Here is a 17,619-nt window from a genome sequence, read left to right as displayed (position 1 = left end):
CCATGCCAACGGCTATGAGACCTCGTACAACCACCAGAACGCCTTTGCGCCCGGTGTGGTGAAGGGGGCAAAGGTTCGGCAGGGTCAGGTGATCGGCTATATCGGAACTACCGGTCTGTCGACCGGGCCGCACCTGCATTACGAACTGATCGTCAACGGCACCAAGGTCGATCCGATGCGCGTTCGTTTGCCGGACAGTCGCGTGCTGAAGGGTGAAGAGCTTGCGGAGTTCCGCAGGGAGCGCGACCGGATCGATGCGTTCTTGGCCGATGAAGCGCAGAAGGGCCTGACGCTGGCCAGCCGCGAAGTGTCGATCAACTGATCCAGGCTCTGTCCGCCTGCTGAACCATCTTCCCAGAAAATGAAAACGCCCGCGACGCTTTCCTCAGCATCGCGGGCGTTTCTGTGTTGAGCGCGTCTTAATCCAGGAACTGGACGAACACGCCTGGCTTGACGATCTTGGCGAGCTCGGCGGCGTCCCAGTTGGTCAGGCGCACGCAGCCATGGCTTTCCGTTTTGCCGATCTTCGAGGGCTCCGGCGTGCCGTGGATGCCGTAGGTCGGCTTGTCCAAGGCGATCCAGATCGAACCGACCGGGCCGTTCGGGCCGGGCGGAATGCGCAGGATCTTGTCGTTCTGACCCTGCTGGAAGTTGAGCTTGGGATTGTAGGTATATTCCGGATCGAAGGCGATGCGCTTGACCTGATGCGTGCCGCTCGGCGAGGGCGTGTCGCCCGAGCCGATCGTGGTGGGATAGGCGGCAACCAGATTGCCCGAGGCGTCATAAGCGCGAACCTGCTTGCGCGCCTTGTCGGCAACGATGCGATCGACCTGTGCGGTCACGTTCTGGCCGATATTCGTCACGCGAATGATCGTGCCGGCACGATTGAAGTTGGCTTCCGGGTTCAGCGCCTTGAGATAATTCTCGTCCATGTGGAAGCGCTCGCCGAACATCTCGGTGACCGACGTGTAGCTGAGATGATCGAGCTTGGCCTTTTCGCTGTAATCTTCCGGCACGGAGGCGACCATGGGTGCCGCCACGTCTTCCGGCGTGATCGTATATTCGATGAAGGCCGGGCCGCCGGTTGCAGCAAGCGCAGCGTCCAGTGCAGCCGAGTTGCCGATCGGCAGCGTTTCGCCGGTGAGTTCCTCATAGGCCAGCAAGGCCTTCCGCACATTGCCGCCATCATGCCCATCGATCACGCCAGGCGACGCACCGCCGCGATCAAGCAGCACCTGCAGCTTGGCCATGTCTTCGCTGGCTTTCGGCGACATGCGGGGCGTGCTTGGCACAGCCTGCTGAACCGGCTCGTTCGGCACGGTGGAACCGGTCGTTGCCGGCGGCGGTTCGGTGAAGCCGTTGTCCAGCGGCTGGCGCTCGATAGTACGGCCAGCATAGGTCGTGTCTTCTTCGCGCGTCAGTGGATAGGGTTCGCCGCTATCACCGGGCTCGGGAATATAGTCGGGACTGTCGCGCAGCGATCCTCCGCGGCCATAAAGGTCTTCATCCGTGCGATCATTGTAGCGCGGCCGCTGCATAGAACGGCGCTCGCGTTGCAACGGCGCTTCGTCGCGCGCGGTGGGCTCTTCGACGCCGATGACCTGGCCTGAGCGCGTGTCGAACAAAACGCGCCGGCCATATTCGTCGTAGAAGACCTGGATGTCGCCGTTTTGCGCAAGCTGCACACCGCCGCCGCGCGAGCCCTGCGTGACAGCGGCATCATTCCGCATTCCAACGGCACCCGCGGGCGCCAGGCCGGAAACGGTTGCGAGCAGAACGAGCGGAATCAAGCGGCGAAGCATGTTTTTAAAACCTCTGACGTTGCGCTGATCTCGCCATGCTTGTGGTAAACGAAGTGTTAGCGCCACGGTTGCGTGATCCTGTTTTGATGTATTGCGCATGAACCGGGCATGAAAATGGCGTGAGAACCGGCGCTTTCAGGGCAAACCATCACTTCCACGTTGGCTCCGGCACGCGATTGCCTTAAGCGGGCGCAAAGCAATTGTCCGGAACCCATCATGACCGACCTTCCCGATCGTTTGAGCATCGACCCCGACAGCAAGTACTACGACGAAACGCTGATCGAGCGCGGCGTCGGCATCCGCTTCAACGGCGCGGAAAAAACTAATGTCGAGGAATATTGCGTGTCCGAAGGCTGGGTGATGGTCCAGGCCGGCAAGGCGCTGGACCGCAAGGGTAAGCCGCTGACTATGAAGTTGAAGGGCAAGGTCGAGCCTTATCTGCGCGACGAGGCCTGACCCTTCTCCTGTCTTGCCGGGCCGGTTAAGTCAGCCCACCAGCGCTCGAACCAGGCAAGGTGACCGAACAAAGCCAGCTGAACTGCCAGCTTCAGTGTTTCATCCGACAGGCCGGCACCGCAATCAAGAGGCGTGCCGGCTTTGAATCGCGTCTGACAGCCGCGGGCCGCGCGGCAACCCGGCGCGAGCAGCGCTCCGAAGCCCCTTGCTCATCCAAGGCGAAGCGCAAAGCATCCTGCCACAAACGCGGGTCGGTCTCTTCGTAAAAGAAGTCGCCGGCCTGGTTGATGAGCTTGATTGCTTCGGCGTTAACGGCCTCCCTAGCCTGTTCGTTTGTTTCGGCACTTTGCTTTTTCATAACGATCTCCTGTCCATCAGTCGGGCGCGGGCACAGGGTCTCACCCTCCCACCTCGTCGAGAGTCGGGAAGCGGACGCAAAACACCGCGCCATTAATGATTTTTGATACGGCGCGGATAGTTCGCGTCCGTCGGTGCGCTTGCCGCGAAACCGGTGGTCTGCTCCGCACGTGCCCTCCCCCTGGGAGGGATGCGGAACCAGCACTGAACCGGTCCGTGGCCTGGGTTTGTGGGGGACTGGTTACCCCCAAATCAGGCTACCGCAGCCCAACCAACCCAGACACCGCCGCCCTCCCCTGATCCCCGGTGCGCACCAGAGTTCCCGACAAGGGCGATGGGTGGAGAATAGGAGGGGCTGGTGGAGGCGTGGATAGAAAAGATGATGCGAGGATTACTGTAGCAGCGATATCAGGGGCTTAGCGGAACCCTCGCCGCTTCGTCATCCTCGGGCCTGCGCCGACAGTTGCGTTCCTGCTCCACCTTGGGACGACGAAGAAGATACCAGGGTGGAGTGCGTTGCCTTCGCGCCTTGCGGGGCCCGAAGGGCGGGCGAGGCCCGTGACTCGCCCCGGGCGGTGGATCGGCGCGCCAGCGACGAGACGGATGAAGGGTTTGCGCTGACGCTGCCAAGCTGGAACACCCCTCATCCGACTTCGCTGCGCTCAGCCACCTTCTCCCACAGGGGGAGAAGGGAAGAACTGCACCTTGCCGCTTCGTCGTCCTCGGGCTTGACCCGAGGATCCATGCCGGGAACCGTCTAGGGTGCGTGCAGCGGAAGCCTCCAAACCGGCCTTGTTCATGCATGGATCCTCGGTCTCCACCTCCGCTTACGCTGCGGCTCCGCCCAAGGATGACGAAGAATGGGAAGAGCTTGGCGTCCTGGGCCCCCCTGCTTTCACCCAGCCATCTTCGGAGCAGTCGGCCATCCCGCCAAGGTCTGCTCCACAACCTTGCCCAGCCCCTCGCGTGACACGCCGGACTTTGCTTGCACGGCCATGCCGTGGATGACGGCCATGAGGTAGGTCGCCAGGCCGGCGCAGTCGGCTGTTTCCGGCAGGTCGCCCGAGGCCTGAAACTCTTCCAGACGCTGCCGAAGATCCGCTTCTCCGCCGGCACGGAATTCTACGAGCAGCCTATAGATGGGTTCGGACGCTTCCGAGCAGGTGAGTGCACCGTTGACGCCGAGGCATCCGAGATTTTCGGGAAAGCGGGTGGTGAGTTCGACCACGCCGCGCAGCATATGCTCGGCCATGGCGCGTGAACTCGGCTGGTCGTAGGCCTCGGTCATGTAGGTCAGGTATTGATCGGCATAGCGCTCGAGCGCGCGCCGAAATAACTCTTCCTTGTTGCCGAAGGCGCTGTAGAGGCCAGGGCGCTTGACGCCGGTGGCTGCTGTCAAGTCGTCATAGGATGCGCCTTCATAGCCGCGGCGCCAAAATACGCGCACGACGGCATCCAGCGCTTCGTCGACATCGAACTCGCGATGGCGTCCCATGGAACAGTCTCCGGATTTGATACCGGTCATTATTAAATCACTGGACGCGCCTTGTCCAATTTGATACCGATCGTTATCGTAATGGTTGTTATTTTATTGGAGATTGTTTCATGACCAAGACATTGCAGGGCAAGGTTGCCCTGATCACCGGCGGCTCGCGCGGACTGGGTGCGGCAACCGCCCGCCATTTTGCCGATCTGGGCGCAGACATTGCCATCAGCTATGTGTCGTCGCGTGAGAAGGCAGAGGCGGTGGTAGCCGAGTTACAGGACAAGGGCGTCAAGGCGGCCGCGATCCAGAGCGATCAGGGCGATCCGACAGCAGCTCCAGCCTTGATCGAGGCGGTGATCGGCGCCTTCGGCAAGCTCGACATCTTCGTCAGCAACGCGGCGATTGCCGTTCAGGGCAAGCGCATCGATGATCCGAGCGCCGATATTGCCGAGTTGGACCGGCAGTGGCGGGTGAATGTGCTCGGCGTGGTGGCAACAACACGTGCGGCCTCGCAAAAGCTCAGCGAGGGCGGACGTATCATTCTGATCGGCTCCGGGCTTGGAACCCGCGTCGCCTTCCCCTTCGTGACGGAGTATTCCGCCACAAAGGCTGCGGTCTTGGGCTTTGCACGCGGTGCTGCCCGCGATCTTGGACCACGCAACATCACCGTCAATGTGGTGCAGCCCGGCGTGATGATGACCGATATGGGCCATGCCTCCGCCGGCGTGCTGCCGTCCTTCCCGCCCGGCCTCATGGCGATCAAGCGCGTCGGCACGGTGGAAGAAGTGGCCGCCGGCATCGCCTATCTGGCCGGTCCGGATGCAAGCTATGTGACGGGCACGGTGCTCGACATCAGCGGCGGTTATCAGGTCTAACCGCTCGCAGCCAAAAAAATGCCCCGCCATGTGACGGGGCATTTTTATTTCGGGCGCCTTATGCAGCGACCCTTTCGCCGTTTTCTTCCGTTTTCGAGCCGGTGACATAGAATGTCAGCCGGTCCGAACCCGCGCTTACCTTGACGCGCGACCCATCGGGAATGTCGCCCATCAGGATCTTTTCGGCGAGCGGATCCTGCAGCTCCTTCTGGATCACGCGCTTGAGTGGGCGCGCGCCATAGGCGGGGTCGTAACCCTTGTTGGCGAGCCAGTCGCGGGCCTCTGTGTCCAGCTCGATCGTGATCTTGCGATCGGCGAGCAGCTTGTGCAGTCGCTCGAGCTGGATTTCGACGATGCGGCCCATGTCCTGACGGCGCAGACGGTGGAACAGGATAACCTCGTCGATGCGGTTGAGGAACTCCGGCCGGAACGAGCCGCGTACCACCGACATGACCTGCTCACGCGCGGCATCCGCCTGCTGATCCTCGCCGAGATTGACCAGGAATTCGGCCCCGAGATTGGAGGTCATCACGATCAGCGTGTTGCGGAAGTCGACCGTGCGGCCCTGCCCATCGGTCAAGCGGCCGTCATCGAGCACCTGAAGCAGCACGTTGAACACGTCCGGATGGGCCTTTTCGATCTCGTCGAACAGGATCACCTGATAAGGACGCCGGCGCACGGCTTCGGTGAGCGCGCCGCCTTCCTCGTAGCCGACATAGCCGGGAGGCGCGCCGATCAGGCGGGCAACCGAGTGCTTTTCCATGAACTCCGACATGTCAATGCGCACCATCGCGGTTTCATCGGCAAACAGGAAGTTGGCCAGCGCCTTGGTGAGCTCGGTCTTGCCGACGCCCGTGGGGCCGAGGAACATGAAGGAGCCGATCGGCCGGTTGGGGTCCTGCAGACCGGCACGGGCACGGCGCACGGCTTTCGACACGGCCTGAACCGCCTCGCCCTGGCCGACCACGCGCTTGCCGATCTCGTCTTCCATGCGCAGGAGCTTTTCGCGCTCTCCTTCGAGCATCTTGTCGACGGGAATACCGGTCCAGCGTGACACGATATGGGCGACATGGTCGGGCGTGACGGTTTCTTCCACCATCGAGCCGCGATTTTCGACCGCCTCAGCATCCACCAGCTGCTTTTCGAGCTGCGGGATCTGGCCGTAAGCGAGCTCGCCTGCGCGCTGGAATTCACCCTTGCGCTGGGCAATGGCGAGTTCGTTGCGGGCTTCGTCGAGCTGGCGCTTGAGATCGGCGGCAAGGCCGAGCTTCTGCTTTTCGGCCTGCCACTTAGAAGTGAGCGCAGCCGATTCTTCTTCCAGCGAAGCAAGGTCGGCTTCCAGCCGCTCGAGGCGATCCTTGGACGCCGAGTCCTTCTCGACCTTCAGCGCTTCGCGCTCGATCTTCAGCTGCATGATGCGGCGGTCGATCTCGTCCAAAGCTTCCGGCTTGGAATCGACCTGCATCCGCAGACGCGACGCCGCCTCGTCGACGAGGTCGATCGCCTTGTCCGGCAGGAAGCGGTCGGTGATGTAGCGGTTCGATAGGGTCGCGGCGGAGACCAGCGCGCTATCCGAAATGCGGACCTTGTGGTGCTGCTCGTATTTCTCCTTCAAGCCGCGCAGGATCGAGATCGTGTCCTCGACGGTGGGTTCACCAACGAACACGGCCTGGAAGCGGCGGGCGAGCGCGGGGTCTTTCTCCACATGCTTGCGGTATTCATCGAGCGTGGTGGCGCCGACGCAGTGCAACTCACCGCGGGCGAGTGCAGGCTTGAGCAGGTTGGACGCATCCATCGCGCCTTCCGACTTGCCGGCGCCGACCAGCGTGTGCATTTCGTCGATAAAGAGGATGATGTCGCCATTGGCAGACGTCACCTCGGACAGCACGCTTTTCAGCCTCTCCTCGAACTCGCCGCGATATTTCGCACCCGCGATCAAGGAGCCCATGTCGAGCGCCATCAGCTGCTTGTCGCGCAAGGATTCCGGCACGTCGCCATTGACGATGCGCAGAGCAAGACCTTCGGCGATCGCGGTCTTGCCGACGCCGGGCTCACCGATCAGCACGGGATTGTTCTTGGTGCGGCGCGACAGGACCTGGATCGTGCGGCGGATCTCGTCGTCGCGGCCGATCACCGGATCGAGCTTGCCTTCGCGCGCATCCTTGGTGAGATCGCGGGCGTACTTCTTCAGCGCATCATAGCCCTGCTCGGCCGAAGCGGAGTCGGCGGTACGGCCCTTGCGCAGGTCGTTGATGACGGCGTTGAGCGCAGCGGGCGTAACACCGGCCTTGGCGAGGATGTCGGCGGTCTTGGCGGATTTCTCGACGGCAAGCGCAGTTAGCAGGCGCTCGACGGTGACGAAACTGTCGCCGGCCTTCTTGGCGATGTCTTCGGCCGTGGTGAAGACCTTGGCGAGCGGTTGGGCGAGGTAAAGCTGGCCGTTGCCGCCTTCGACCTTCGGCAGCGCTTCGAGTGCTGCTTCGACGCCGAGTTGCACATCCTTCGGACGGCCGCCGGCGCGTTCGATCAGGTTTGCGGCGAGGCCTTCCTCGTCGTCGACCAGCACCTTGAGGAGGTGTTCGGGCGTGAATTGCTGATGGTTGCGCGACAGCGCCATGGTCTGCGCGGACTGGATAAAGCCGCGCACGCGTTCGGAATATTTCTCGATATTCATATCTCAGGTCCCTTCCCCGGATCGGCCCGCTTTGCGGCACCGGTCAAGTGTCAGATGACGGGTCTCCATTTGGCAGACCCTGTACAAGGAGAGATATGGGTGTGGGGAAAAGCGCGCTCAAGAACGCGTGAACGAAAAATGGCGGAGCTTTCGCCCCGCCATTTCCTTGATTCATCATTGGCCAGATTTTAGCTGGCAGCTTCCACGGGCTGGTCGTCATTGGCGCCGGCTTCAACAGCTTCGCCCTTAGGCACGCGCGGCTTGCGTGGCTTGCGAACCTTGCGGACCGGCTGTTCTTCGCCATCAACAGAAACAGCCTCGATGGGCAGTGCTGCTTCAGACGAAGGGCTTTCGACCTGCGGAGCCTGCGGCAAGCCCGGCACCTGAGCGGCGGCTTCCGACGCGACCGGCTGGGGTGCTGCGGGTGCCGGTGCGGCCGGCTGTTCGACGTTGACGGGTGCCGTATCCTGCGCATCCTGCTGGCTTTGAACGGCCTGCACGTTGCCATGCGCAACTTCCGCCGGAACGCCTTCGATCACCGGCTGCGGGCCCGAACCGTCGACGCGGTTGCGCTGGTCCTGATCGCGATCGCGATACGGGCGGCGTTCACGCGGCTGGCGCGGCTCCCGCTGTTCGCGGCCTTCGCGTTGTTCACGGGGCTCGCGTTGTCCGTTCGGCTCACGCTGCTCGCGGCCCTCGCGCTGATCCCGCTGACCATTCGGCTCGCGTTGTTCGCGCGGTTCCCGCTGCTCGCGCTGACCTTGATTGTCGCGGCCCTGGTTGTCGCGATAACCCTGGTTGTCGCGGGTGTCGCGGCGATCGTTCTGATCGCGGCCATCCATCTGATCGCGCTGGCCGTCCTGCGGCTGCTGCTGACCATCGTTGGACTGACCGTTCTGCGGCATGTCCATGCCGTTGCCGTCTTCGTCCATGTCATCGTCGAAATCGCTGCGCTGATCGCGCACAACCGGCTGCGGCAGCAGCGCCTGGGCGGCTGCGATGATGCGGTTGTAATGCTCGGCGTGCTGCAGATAGTTTTCGGCCATCACGCGGTCGCCCGAGCTTTGCGCATCGCGCGCCAGCGTCGTGTACTTTTCGGCAATCTGCATCGCAGAACCGCGGATCTTCACGTCCGGCCCATTGCTCTCATAGGAGCGGGTCAGCGGATTCGGGCCCTTACGGTTGTTGTTGTGATTGTTGTTGTTATTATTGTTGTTGCCGTTACCGCCGTTGCGACCGCGCATACGCCGGTTTTGCTGTTGTGGCCTCATCCTAGTTCTTTCTGACCTAGCTCGTAAACTGAAGAAGGGGAGTTTTCGGGATCGCGGAAGGGATGTCTGGCCGCGTGATACACGCCGTCACCAAACGATCCGATCTGTCAGTGTTAGGGCCGCTTGCTGCGCATTAAGCGCGGCAGTCCACCGCCGTGACGTCATCTTTTCCTAAAACACTTGCCGAACGATCCCCGCACGAAGCACAGGCGCTCATCACGCAAGAAGGCAGTATCAGTTCTTGGATCCCGAATCGGTAACGGCACTGCCTGCTTCGTCATCCGGTGCCTTGGACCCTAGTGACAAAGATTGACGTTGCCAAGTGCTTTTTCGGGTAAACCCTTGTTGTGCACCACCTCAAGGTTGCGGCGAATGCGCCCAATTTCACGCTTGATCGGGCCGAAAGACCAGCACGCGGTCGTTGCCGCCATAGTCCTTCCGGGCATCGATCAAAGCATGACCGGCCTCTTCGAAGATCGCCGAGACGGAGGATTTCTGATCCCAGCCGATCTCCAGGCCGATGATACCCGTTGCACTGAGAAAGCTGCCTGCGCCTTCAGCGATCGCGCGATAAGCATCAAGCCCATCTTCGCCGCCATCCAGCGCGCGCATCGGATCGTGATCGCGCACATCGCGCGACAAGCCGTCGATTTCGCCATGCGCGATGTAAGGGGGATTGGACACGATGGCGTCGAAACACCCCGTCACATCCGCAAACCAGTCGGACCGAACGGTTTCGAACCGATCCGCGACCCCATTGATGTGGGCGTTGCCGCTGGCCGCTTCAAGGGCGCCGGCTGACAGGTCGGTGCCGACCGCCAGCAGCCCGGCAACTTCCTTCAGCAGCGACACGGCGATGGCACCGGATCCCGTGCCGAGATCGAGCAAGCGGCAGCCGCCGGTGGTTTCGATGCGCCTGCGCAACCAGGGCGCCACGGCATCCACAAGGATTTCCGTGTCGGGACGCGGTTCAAGCGTATCCGGCGACAGATTGAATCGAAGCCCATGGAAATCGCGATAACCGATTATGCGATGCACCGGCTCGCCTTGGAGCCTGCGCGCTTGAAAGGCATCAAGCGCCCGCGCCTGCTCCATCGTCAAAGCACGATTGGGATCGCGCACCAGATCAAGCGCGCTCCAGCCGGTGACGTGTTCGAGCAGAAGCCGCGCGTCGAAGTCAGCCCCCTCTATGTCGGCTGCGCGCAACGCGTCACGAAGCGCGCGCAACGCTTGGGATCCGCTTGTCATGTCCGGTGATCAAGCATCGCCAAGCGCCAGAAGCAGCTTGGACTGATGATCGGCAATCAAGGCATCGACCAACTCGTCGAGATCACCTTCCACCACGCGGTCGAGCTTGTAGAGCGTGAGGTTGATGCGATGGTCGGTGATGCGGCCTTGCGGAAAATTATAGGTGCGGATGCGCTCCGAGCGATCGCCAGACCCGACCTGCAGGCGGCGCGCTTCCGAGCGCTCATCCGCCAGCTTGGTGCGCTCGGCATCGAACAGCCTGGCGCGCAGGATCTGCATGGCGCGGGCGCGGTTCTGATGCTGCGATTTCTCCGCCTGCACCACCACGATACCGGAAGGAATATGCGTGATGCGCACGGCCGAGTCCGTGGTGTTGACGTGCTGGCCGCCGGCGCCCGACGCACGCATCGTATCGATGCGGATGTCTTCGTTGCGGATTTCGATATCGACGTCTTCAGCTTCCGGCAAAACGGCGACGGTGGCGGCCGAGGTGTGAATGCGGCCGCTGGCTTCGGTGGCCGGTACGCGCTGGACACGGTGTACGCCGGACTCGAACTTCAGTTTGGAAAACACGCCCTTGCCCGAAACGGTAGCGATGATTTCCTTGTAGCCGCCCGCCTCCCCTTCCGAGGCCGAAACCAACTCGACCTTCCAGCCTTGGGTTGAGGCATAGCGCTCATACATGCGGAACAGATCGCCGGCAAAGATCGCGGCCTCGTCGCCACCGGTGCCGGCGCGGATTTCGAGAATTGCGTTCTTGGCGTCGGCGGCATCGCGCGGCAAAAGCAGGATCTGGATGTCGGATTCCAGCTTTTCGATGCGCTCTTCCAGATCAGGAATGTCCGCTTCCGCCAGCGCCCGCATTTCCGGATCGCCCAGCATGGCGTCGAGATCGGCACGCTCCGTCTTGGCTGCGTTGAGTTCGCGGATCTTGGCGGCGATGTCCTGCAGCTCGGAATATTCCGAAGCGAGCTTCACATAGGTTTCGGCATCCGGACCGGCCGACATCTGCGCTTCAACGAAGTCGAAGCGGCGCAGCATCTGATCCATGCGTTCAGCAGGAAGTGCACTCATTCAAGTCAGGCCGTCTGGTTACTAGCTAGCCGAGACGGAAGGGCTCTGCTGCGAGATGGTGCCGACTACATCCAAGACGAGACGTACATCGTCAGGACTAGGTGCGGCCGTCAGATCCCCATGCACGACGCGGTTACGAAGTGCAATGAGCGACCGCAAGCTCTTCTCGACATCATCGGAAATGAAACCGTTCATCGCCAGCGTTTGAACAACCGTGCCGGGTGTCCGGGGATGTCGATGCCCATCAGAGCCAACACTGTTCAAAGCCGCCTCAAGCAAGCTCCAAGCAGCAACGAAAGCCATCGGTAAGTGCCCAATTTCAACTAATTGTTCGACGCTGTTCATACCCTCTGAAATTGCCCGCGGGTCGAGAGATGGGAGGCTTTGCGCTTCGCCATTGGTCTTCCCCACATAAGCAACTTTGAACGCCCAATCTGCCCGGCCTTCGAAGAGCTTTCGGATTTTTTGGATAGATTGCTGAGCGCTAGGAGTGATGTGTGATTTCACCTCAATTGCGATGTTCTGCGAACCGTTTGTCGCTATCGCGTCTGGCTCGTATGATGCAAAAAACTCCGGCAGTTCCGGGCGCCGGGGATGGATGACAAAACGATATCCGTTTCGCTCGTATTGAGCCTGCAGACCTTCAAGATAAGCCTGCTCGGCATCTCTGGCTGTATTCTCGGCAACCAACATCAGCGATACCTCCAGGCGAGGTTGTCATCTACCCGCACATAAAGAACAGGTGGTTCTGTATCTAGTGCCATCGCGAGCATCTCGCTAGGCTGGTCAACGAACCACGCAACATCCGGCTCAAACTTCTGAACTGCTACAAGCTCGACCACGCTGTCATCCGGGTAGACGATCCCGATCAGCGCATCCATGACCGGCTTGATGATGTTGTCTATGTCGCCTTCCATAGGCGCTGGGCAGAAGTAGAATAGACTAACAGCAAGCGGACGATCGTCGAGCCAAGTAAGCTCCATCACATCTGTGATCCGCTTGCGTGCAGCGTCTTGAAGTTGCGTCTTCCAGCTCTGGCGCGAAGCTGAACTAGCCTGAAGTGAACGAGGCGTAGCAGCTATCACCAACTCAAACGGAAAAAGTTCGCTATCTTCCATTCGATCAGAGAGGCACGCCGTGCTGGGCCGCGAAGGCTTGCAGATCCGACCGAACGGAATGACGGGCATTGGGGTGGCCCAGCAGATCGGCCATGCAGACTTCGAGATCCGCCACCGGCAGTTCGCACAACATCGCCTTCACCGGGCCGATCGCGGCCGGCGACATGGAGATGGAGCGGAAGCCGAGGCCGATCAGGGCCATGGCGGACAAGGGACGACCGGCGAGTTCGCCGCACAAGGTCACCGCCGTCTTATGGCGCTGCCCGGCGTCCACGATCTGCTTGAGCGCGCGCAGGAACGGTGCGGACAGCGGGTCGAAGCGGTCGGACAGAAGCGCGCTGCCGCGATCGGTGGCGGTGATGAACTGGAACAGATCGTTGGAGCCGACCGACACGAAGTCGACAGCCGCCATCAGCTCGTCGAGCTGCCACATCAGCGACGGCACTTCGAGCATCGCGCCGAGCTTTAGCTTGGTCGGCAAATGGTGCGCAAAGCGGGAAAGATGGCGCACTTCGCGGTCGAGCAGCTCGCGCGCCTGCACGATCTCGTCGATCTCGGTGACCATCGGCAGCATCAAGCGCAGTTCGCGTCCGCCGGCAGCCTTGAGCAAAGCGCGCAGCTGGGTACGCAGGAAGCCTGGACGATCCAGGGTCAGGCGGATGGCGCGCCAGCCAAGCGCAGGATTTTCCTCGTTCAGCGCGCCCTTGAAGTAAGGCAGCACCTTGTCGCCACCGATATCGATGGTGCGGAAGGTGACGGGCTTCGGGCCGGCGGCGTCCAGCACGTCGCGATACAACCGCTCCTGCGCTTCGGCACGCGGGAAGGTCGCGGCGACCATGAACTGCAGCTCGGTGCGGAACAGGCCGATGCCGGCCGCACCCGATTCGTCCAACTGCGGCAGATCGACGGCCAGACCGGCATTCATCAGAAGATCGACATGCACGCCGTCTTTTGAATTCGACGGGCGGTCGCGCAACTCGCGATAGAGTTCCTGGCGCCGGGCGCGGAAGCGGACCTTTTCGGCGAAGGCGGCTTTCACATCCGATTGCGGGCGCAGATGAACCTGGCCTTCTTCGCCGTCGACGATAATCGCGTCGCCGTTTTCGGCCATGGACACCACGCCCTTGACCTGACCGGCAACAGGAATACCCATGGCGCGCGCCACAATCACCACATGGCTGGTGATCGAACCGTCTTCCAGAACGAGGCCGCGCACGCGGTCGCGGGGATAATCGAGCAGTTCGGCCGCACCCATCTGGCGGGCGACGACGACAGCATCGCGCGGCAGAGCTTCGCCCAACCCGTCCGGCCCACGGCCGAGCAGCTGGCGCAGCAGGCGGTTGGCAAGATCGTCGAAATCGCTCATCCGCTCGCGCAGATACGGATCGGTCATGTGCTGCATGCGCGCGCGCATGTCGCTCTGGACCTTTTCCACGGCAGCTTCCGCGGTCAAACCGTTTCGCACGGCTTCTTCCAGGCGTCTCACCCAGCCGCGATCATGCGCGAACATGCGATAGGCTTCCAGCACCGCGCGGTGTTCGCCTTCAAACGCCACATCGCGGCGCGACAGCATGTCGTCGATGGAAAGCCGCAGCGAATCGAGCGACTCGGTCAAACGGCCGAGTTCTTCCTCGCTGTCCTCGTTGAAAAGGTTGGTGACAACAACGCGCGGCTCGTGCAGCACGACATGGCCAAGACCGACCCCGTCATTGAAGGCAAGCCCGTTGAAGGAAGCGGGACGGCTGAGATCGAGTTCGAGACCGGGCCGCGTCAGGCGTGCGAGATCGCCTGTGGCGATCATCTCGGCGATCACCATGGCGGTGGTTTCCAGCGCCTCGATCTCGTCTTCGCGGTAATGGCGCATCGTGCGGTTCTGCACGGTGAGAACGCCAAGCGTCCGCCCAGCGCGCAAGACCGGTACGCCGAGGAAGGAGTTGTAGATCTCTTCGCCGGTTTCCGGGAGGTAAGCGAAGGCCGGATGCTGCTGCGCGTCGGTGAGGTTCAGCGCGCGGGCCGAGGCCGCGATCGTGCCGACAAGGCCCTGCCCCAGCCGCAACTGCGCCAGGTGGACGGAGCCGGGATTCAGACCCTCGGTGGCATAAAGTTCGAGAACCGAGTCGGAGCGCAGAACGTAAAGCGAGCAGACTTCGGCGACCATCTGCTGCGCGATCTCGCGCACGATGCGGTCGAGGCGTTCCTGCGGCTCCAGCGCTTCGGCCATAAGCTCGCGCAGGCGCTTCAAAAGCACTCGCGGTCCTGCGGCCTGGTCACGCATCGATCGTATCACCTTAACGGCCGGCGGAACGCATCCGCTGGCCAACCAACCTCACCCCGAAGTTGAGCGTTTAAGCTACTGCTTGTCCAGTCCATAGACCGAATGCAGCGTGCGAACCGCCAATTCGGTATAGGCCGCGTCGATCAGAATGGAAATCTTGATTTCCGACGTCGTGATCGCACGAATGTTGATGCCGCGATCGGCCAGCGCCTTGAAGGCCATGGCCGCGACGCCGGCGTGGCTTCGCATGCCCATGCCGACCACCGAAATCTTGGCCATGCCGCTTTCGGACTGCACGGTGTCGATGCCGATGTCCTTCTGGATCTGGTCGAGCACGACGCGGACCTTGTCGAGGTCGCCGGCCGGCACGGTGAAGGTCATGTCGGTGCGCGAACCGTCCTCGGAAATGTTCTGGACGATCATATCGACATTGATGTTGGCTTCGGCCAGCGGCATGAAGATGCCGGCCGCAACACCGGGACGATCCGAAACGCGGCGGAGCGATATCTGCGCTTCGTCGCGGGCATAAGCGATACCGGTCACGACCTGCTGTTCCACGATTTCATCCTCGTCGCAAATGAGTGTGCCGGGCGGGTTATGGAAATCCCCCATGCCGGGCGCGTTGGGATCCTCGAAAGACGAACGCACGAAGGTACGCACCTTGTGCACCATGGCAAGCTCGACCGAGCGAACCTGCAGAACCTTGGCGCCGAGCGAGGCGAGTTCCAGCATTTCCTCGAAGGAAACGCGGTTCAAGCGGCGTGCCTTTGGCTCGATGCGCGGATCGGTCGTGTAAACGCCGTCCACGTCGGTATAGATATCGCAGCGATCGGCCTTCACGGCGGCGGCGATGGCGACTGCGCTCGTATCCGAACCGCCACGGCCAAGCGTGGCGATGCGGTTGTCTGGGCCGATGCCTTGGAAACCGGCAATCACTGCGACCTGGCCAATGCCGAAGCGGCGCACGAGTTCAGATCCGTCGATCTCGGTAATGCGGGCCGCGCCATGGGCGCCGTCGGTGCGGATCGGGATCTGCCAGCCAGCCCAGGACCGCGCATCGATGCCGATATGCTGCAAGGCGATGGCCAGGAGTCCCGCGGTCACCTGTTCGCCGGACGCGACCACGGCATCATATTCGCGCGCATCATGCATGGGCGACGCGTCACGCGTCCAGGCAACCAGCTCGTTGGTCTTGCCGGACATAGCCGATACGACCACAGCCACTTCATGGCCGGCATCGACCTCGCGTTTGACGTGTTGGGCCACCACGCGAATGCGGGCGATGTCGGCGACGGATGTTCCGCCGAATTTCATCACGATACGCGCCACGGATCTGCTGCCTTTAGAGTTGTACGCGCATATCCCGGTCGAGGTACTTGGCGCTTGAATGCTTGAAGATGCCTCTGGTGGAAGCCCGAGGCGGATGCGGCGTCCATAACCAAAACCCGTTCGCCGCGCAAGCAACTGGGTTGCGCCAGCGCAAGCAATGCCTAACCTTTTAGGCTAAGCAATTTGCAGGACCGTTCATGCCGCGCCAGTCAAAACAGAGATCCATGACGCTCACCGCCGATCATGTCGCGCGGCTTGCCCGCGACATCCCCGATCCAGGCTTCCAACCGGTCGACGGCATGGTGCCGATCACGCAGGCCGATTACGACGAGATTGCCGCAGAACTGATCGCGCAGGCACCGAAGGACGGTTTGTGGGTCTTCGCTTACGGTTCGTTGATCTGGAACCCGGATTTCGACTTCACGGACAAACGCATCGCGCGCGCCCGCGGCTGGCACCGCGCTTTTTGTCTGGGCTGGGACTATCGCTTTCGAGGCAATCGCGAGCAACCGGGCGTGATGCTGGCGCTCGATCGAGGCGGCTCCTGCACCGGCGTTGTTTACCGCTTGCCGGACGATGCGCTCGATGCCAATATCCATCGCCTCCTTCGGCGCGAAATGAGCATGCGGCCAACCGCTTTTCCGCCGCGCTGGATCCCGGTGGAAACGGACGGCGGACGCCTCACCGTTCTGACCTTTGCCATGAACCGCAAGAGTGGCCGCTATATCGGCGATCTCAGCGATGAGCAGACCGCCGATGTGCTGGCCACCGCCTGCGGCTTTCGCGGCTCCATGGCGGAATATCTGTTCGCCACCGTGTCGCACCTGGAAGAGATGGGCATCCACGACCGCTATCTCTGGCGGTTGCAGGAACTCACCGCCGCCCGCATCGAAGCGATGCCGCAGATGGACGCAGCGGAGACCTCAGCGCGCTAGTCTTCCGGAAGCGAGAAGATCTCGCGGTCGAGGCGCGGCATCAGCACGCCGGCCGCAGCGAAGCTTTTTGCAGCGTCTCCGCCGGGAAGGGAAAAAAGCCGGTAGCTGACGGGACCGATTTCACGCCCACGATAACGGAACGTGGCATGGCCGTGATGGCCGATCTCGCCGGATGGGGACACAAGCTCAAACGGAAACGACGCCCGCGACCAACCGCCATCGGCAGGGTCGGACCAGACCTTGCCCGGTGCAACCTTCACGTCCCAATAGCCGGCATCGCCGGGTAGCGAGCCGATGCGGATGGTCTCCTGCGTGGCAGGCACAAGATCACTGCCCAGCGTGCTGAAGCGCAGCCGCACGGCCGGAAAAAACAAGGGGTCCTTGTTCAGCCGCGCATCGACTTCCGCCCCCGCGCCCGTCGTGCCAAGCCGGGATTCGGAAAACACCAGGGTTCCGGCAAAAGGTTCGAGCGCGGCTGACGAACCGGTCGGCAAGGGGATCGGAGCGCCCTGCACGGCTTCGAGCCGCGGGCCGAACAGCGTCAGGTCTTCGCCGCCGCCGGCCAGCGGCGTGGTCAGTTCCACTGCCGACGCCGCGCCGCACGACAAAAGGCCCGCTGCGGCCAGAAAGAACCGACGCCAGATCATCATACCCCTGCGAACCGCCCAGCCATCCACATGCGGATGGGCCCGAGCCCGATGGGCTCATGACGGTGCCCT

At 62.1% G+C, this 17,619-nt stretch carries 16 protein-coding genes (1 of these 16 cut by a window edge); 4 read left to right on the top strand and 12 right to left on the bottom strand.

Translation table 11 applies throughout. The annotated features are described in order from the left end of the window. Window positions 1-322: the end of a M23 family metallopeptidase gene (locus IE166_RS15240; protein WP_189505322.1), read on the top strand. Its footprint begins 1,631 nt before the window's first position; the window shows 322 of its 1,953 coding nt (coding positions 1,632-1,953); its start codon lies beyond the left edge, outside the window; the stop codon is at window positions 320-322. A gap of 97 nt (window positions 323-419) precedes the next feature. Here the strand turns inward: IE166_RS15240 and IE166_RS15235 are convergent, their stop codons facing one another. Next, complete coding sequence (locus tag IE166_RS15235; RefSeq protein WP_189505320.1) at window positions 420-1,802, bottom strand: L,D-transpeptidase; 1,383 nt, start codon at window positions 1,800-1,802, stop codon at window positions 420-422. Between the two features lie 216 nt (window positions 1,803-2,018). Here IE166_RS15235 and IE166_RS15230 point away from each other — a divergent pair, with 216 nt between their 5' ends. Continuing rightward, on the top strand, window positions 2,019-2,258 hold the full coding sequence (locus IE166_RS15230) for a DUF3297 family protein (RefSeq protein WP_189505318.1): 240 nt from the start codon (window positions 2,019-2,021) through the stop codon (window positions 2,256-2,258). 91 nt (window positions 2,259-2,349) lie between these two features. On the opposite strand, the gene IE166_RS15225 is transcribed toward IE166_RS15230, so the two are convergent. After that, entirely contained in the window at window positions 2,350-2,616 is a 267-nt protein-coding gene (locus tag IE166_RS15225) for a hypothetical protein (RefSeq protein WP_189505316.1), read from the bottom strand. Window positions 2,617-3,510: 894 nt separating this feature from the next. Beyond that, a complete protein-coding gene (locus tag IE166_RS15220) occupies window positions 3,511-4,110 on the bottom strand; it encodes a TetR/AcrR family transcriptional regulator (RefSeq protein WP_189505314.1) in 600 nt (199 codons plus the stop codon). Window positions 4,111-4,220: 110 nt separating this feature from the next. Here IE166_RS15220 and IE166_RS15215 point away from each other — a divergent pair, with 110 nt between their 5' ends. Beyond that, entirely contained in the window at window positions 4,221-4,976 is a 756-nt protein-coding gene (locus IE166_RS15215) for an SDR family NAD(P)-dependent oxidoreductase (protein ID WP_189505312.1), read from the top strand. Between the two features lie 58 nt (window positions 4,977-5,034). On the opposite strand, the gene clpB is transcribed toward IE166_RS15215, so the two are convergent. From clpB to IE166_RS15175, 8 genes are all read right to left on the bottom strand, one after another. Then, complete coding sequence (clpB, locus tag IE166_RS15210; protein WP_189505309.1) at window positions 5,035-7,650, bottom strand: ATP-dependent chaperone ClpB; 2,616 nt, start codon at window positions 7,648-7,650, stop codon at window positions 5,035-5,037. Window positions 7,651-7,838: 188 nt separating this feature from the next. After that, a complete protein-coding gene (locus IE166_RS15205; RefSeq protein WP_385966229.1) occupies window positions 7,839-8,894 on the bottom strand; it encodes a DUF4167 domain-containing protein in 1,056 nt (351 codons plus the stop codon). A gap of 411 nt (window positions 8,895-9,305) precedes the next feature. Beyond that, on the bottom strand, window positions 9,306-10,169 hold the full coding sequence (gene prmC / locus IE166_RS15200; protein WP_189505306.1) for a peptide chain release factor N(5)-glutamine methyltransferase: 864 nt from the start codon (window positions 10,167-10,169) through the stop codon (window positions 9,306-9,308). Window positions 10,170-10,178: 9 nt separating this feature from the next. After that, window positions 10,179-11,243 (bottom strand): peptide chain release factor 1, encoded by a 1,065-nt coding sequence (prfA, locus tag IE166_RS15195; RefSeq protein WP_189505304.1) that lies wholly within the window; start codon window positions 11,241-11,243, stop codon window positions 10,179-10,181. Between the two features lie 21 nt (window positions 11,244-11,264). After that, window positions 11,265-11,936 carry a HepT-like ribonuclease domain-containing protein gene (locus tag IE166_RS15190; protein ID WP_189505302.1) on the bottom strand — a complete coding sequence of 224 codons (672 nt, stop codon included), beginning with the start codon at window positions 11,934-11,936 and terminating at the stop codon, window positions 11,265-11,267. Continuing rightward, window positions 11,936-12,361 (bottom strand): RusA family crossover junction endodeoxyribonuclease, encoded by a 426-nt coding sequence (locus IE166_RS15185; protein ID WP_189505300.1) that lies wholly within the window; start codon window positions 12,359-12,361, stop codon window positions 11,936-11,938. The genes IE166_RS15190 and IE166_RS15185 overlap by 1 nt, the downstream gene beginning before the upstream one ends. A 4-nt stretch (window positions 12,362-12,365) precedes the next feature. Then, the gene (gene ptsP / locus IE166_RS15180) at window positions 12,366-14,636 is read right to left on the bottom strand and encodes a phosphoenolpyruvate--protein phosphotransferase (protein WP_189505298.1); all 2,271 of its coding nucleotides are present in this window, start codon (window positions 14,634-14,636) and stop codon (window positions 12,366-12,368) included. A gap of 75 nt (window positions 14,637-14,711) precedes the next feature. Beyond that, entirely contained in the window at window positions 14,712-15,965 is a 1,254-nt protein-coding gene (locus IE166_RS15175) for an aspartate kinase (protein WP_189505296.1), read from the bottom strand. 224 nt (window positions 15,966-16,189) lie between these two features. Between IE166_RS15175 and IE166_RS15170 the strand changes: the two genes are divergently transcribed. Next, window positions 16,190-16,900 (top strand): gamma-glutamylcyclotransferase, encoded by a 711-nt coding sequence (locus IE166_RS15170; protein WP_244641486.1) that lies wholly within the window; start codon window positions 16,190-16,192, stop codon window positions 16,898-16,900. Here IE166_RS15170 and IE166_RS15165 read toward each other — a convergent pair. After that, a complete protein-coding gene (locus tag IE166_RS15165) occupies window positions 16,897-17,550 on the bottom strand; it encodes a hypothetical protein (protein ID WP_189505292.1) in 654 nt (217 codons plus the stop codon). The two genes, IE166_RS15170 and IE166_RS15165, sit on opposite strands and share 4 nt — an antisense overlap. Between the last annotated feature and the right edge of the window lie 69 nt (window positions 17,551-17,619).

The organism is Tianweitania populi, from assembly GCF_014652875.1.
GTDB classification, from domain to species: Bacteria; Pseudomonadota; Alphaproteobacteria; order Rhizobiales; family Rhizobiaceae; genus Tianweitania; species Tianweitania populi.
This window is presented reverse-complemented; position numbering and strand designations above follow the sequence as displayed.

What these genes read in the sequence shown, in the direction of transcription:
- IE166_RS15230 (WP_189505318.1), top strand. Translation starts at nt 2,019, where the DNA reads ATGACCGACCTTCCCGATCGTTTGAGCATCGACCCCGACAGCAAGTAC.
- clpB (WP_189505309.1), bottom strand. Translation starts at nt 7,650, where the DNA reads ATGAATATCGAGAAATATTCCGAACGCGTGCGCGGCTTTATCCAGTCC.
- ptsP (WP_189505298.1), bottom strand. Translation starts at nt 14,636, where the DNA reads ATGCGTGACCAGGCCGCAGGACCGCGAGTGCTTTTGAAGCGCCTGCGC.
- IE166_RS15190 (WP_189505302.1), bottom strand. Translation starts at nt 11,936, where the DNA reads ATGTTGGTTGCCGAGAATACAGCCAGAGATGCCGAGCAGGCTTATCTT.
- IE166_RS15215 (WP_189505312.1), top strand. Translation starts at nt 4,221, where the DNA reads ATGACCAAGACATTGCAGGGCAAGGTTGCCCTGATCACCGGCGGCTCG.
- prmC (WP_189505306.1), bottom strand. Translation starts at nt 10,169, where the DNA reads ATGACAAGCGGATCCCAAGCGTTGCGCGCGCTTCGTGACGCGTTGCGC.
- IE166_RS15235 (WP_189505320.1), bottom strand. Translation starts at nt 1,802, where the DNA reads ATGCTTCGCCGCTTGATTCCGCTCGTTCTGCTCGCAACCGTTTCCGGC.
- IE166_RS15205 (WP_385966229.1), bottom strand. Translation starts at nt 8,894, where the DNA reads ATGCGCGGTCGCAACGGCGGTAACGGCAACAACAATAATAACAACAAC.
- IE166_RS15220 (WP_189505314.1), bottom strand. Translation starts at nt 4,110, where the DNA reads ATGGGACGCCATCGCGAGTTCGATGTCGACGAAGCGCTGGATGCCGTC.
- IE166_RS15185 (WP_189505300.1), bottom strand. Translation starts at nt 12,361, where the DNA reads ATGGAAGATAGCGAACTTTTTCCGTTTGAGTTGGTGATAGCTGCTACG.
- IE166_RS15165 (WP_189505292.1), bottom strand. Translation starts at nt 17,550, where the DNA reads ATGATGATCTGGCGTCGGTTCTTTCTGGCCGCAGCGGGCCTTTTGTCG.
- IE166_RS15225 (WP_189505316.1), bottom strand. Translation starts at nt 2,616, where the DNA reads ATGAAAAAGCAAAGTGCCGAAACAAACGAACAGGCTAGGGAGGCCGTT.
- IE166_RS15170 (WP_244641486.1), top strand. Translation starts at nt 16,190, where the DNA reads ATGACGCTCACCGCCGATCATGTCGCGCGGCTTGCCCGCGACATCCCC.
- prfA (WP_189505304.1), bottom strand. Translation starts at nt 11,243, where the DNA reads ATGAGTGCACTTCCTGCTGAACGCATGGATCAGATGCTGCGCCGCTTC.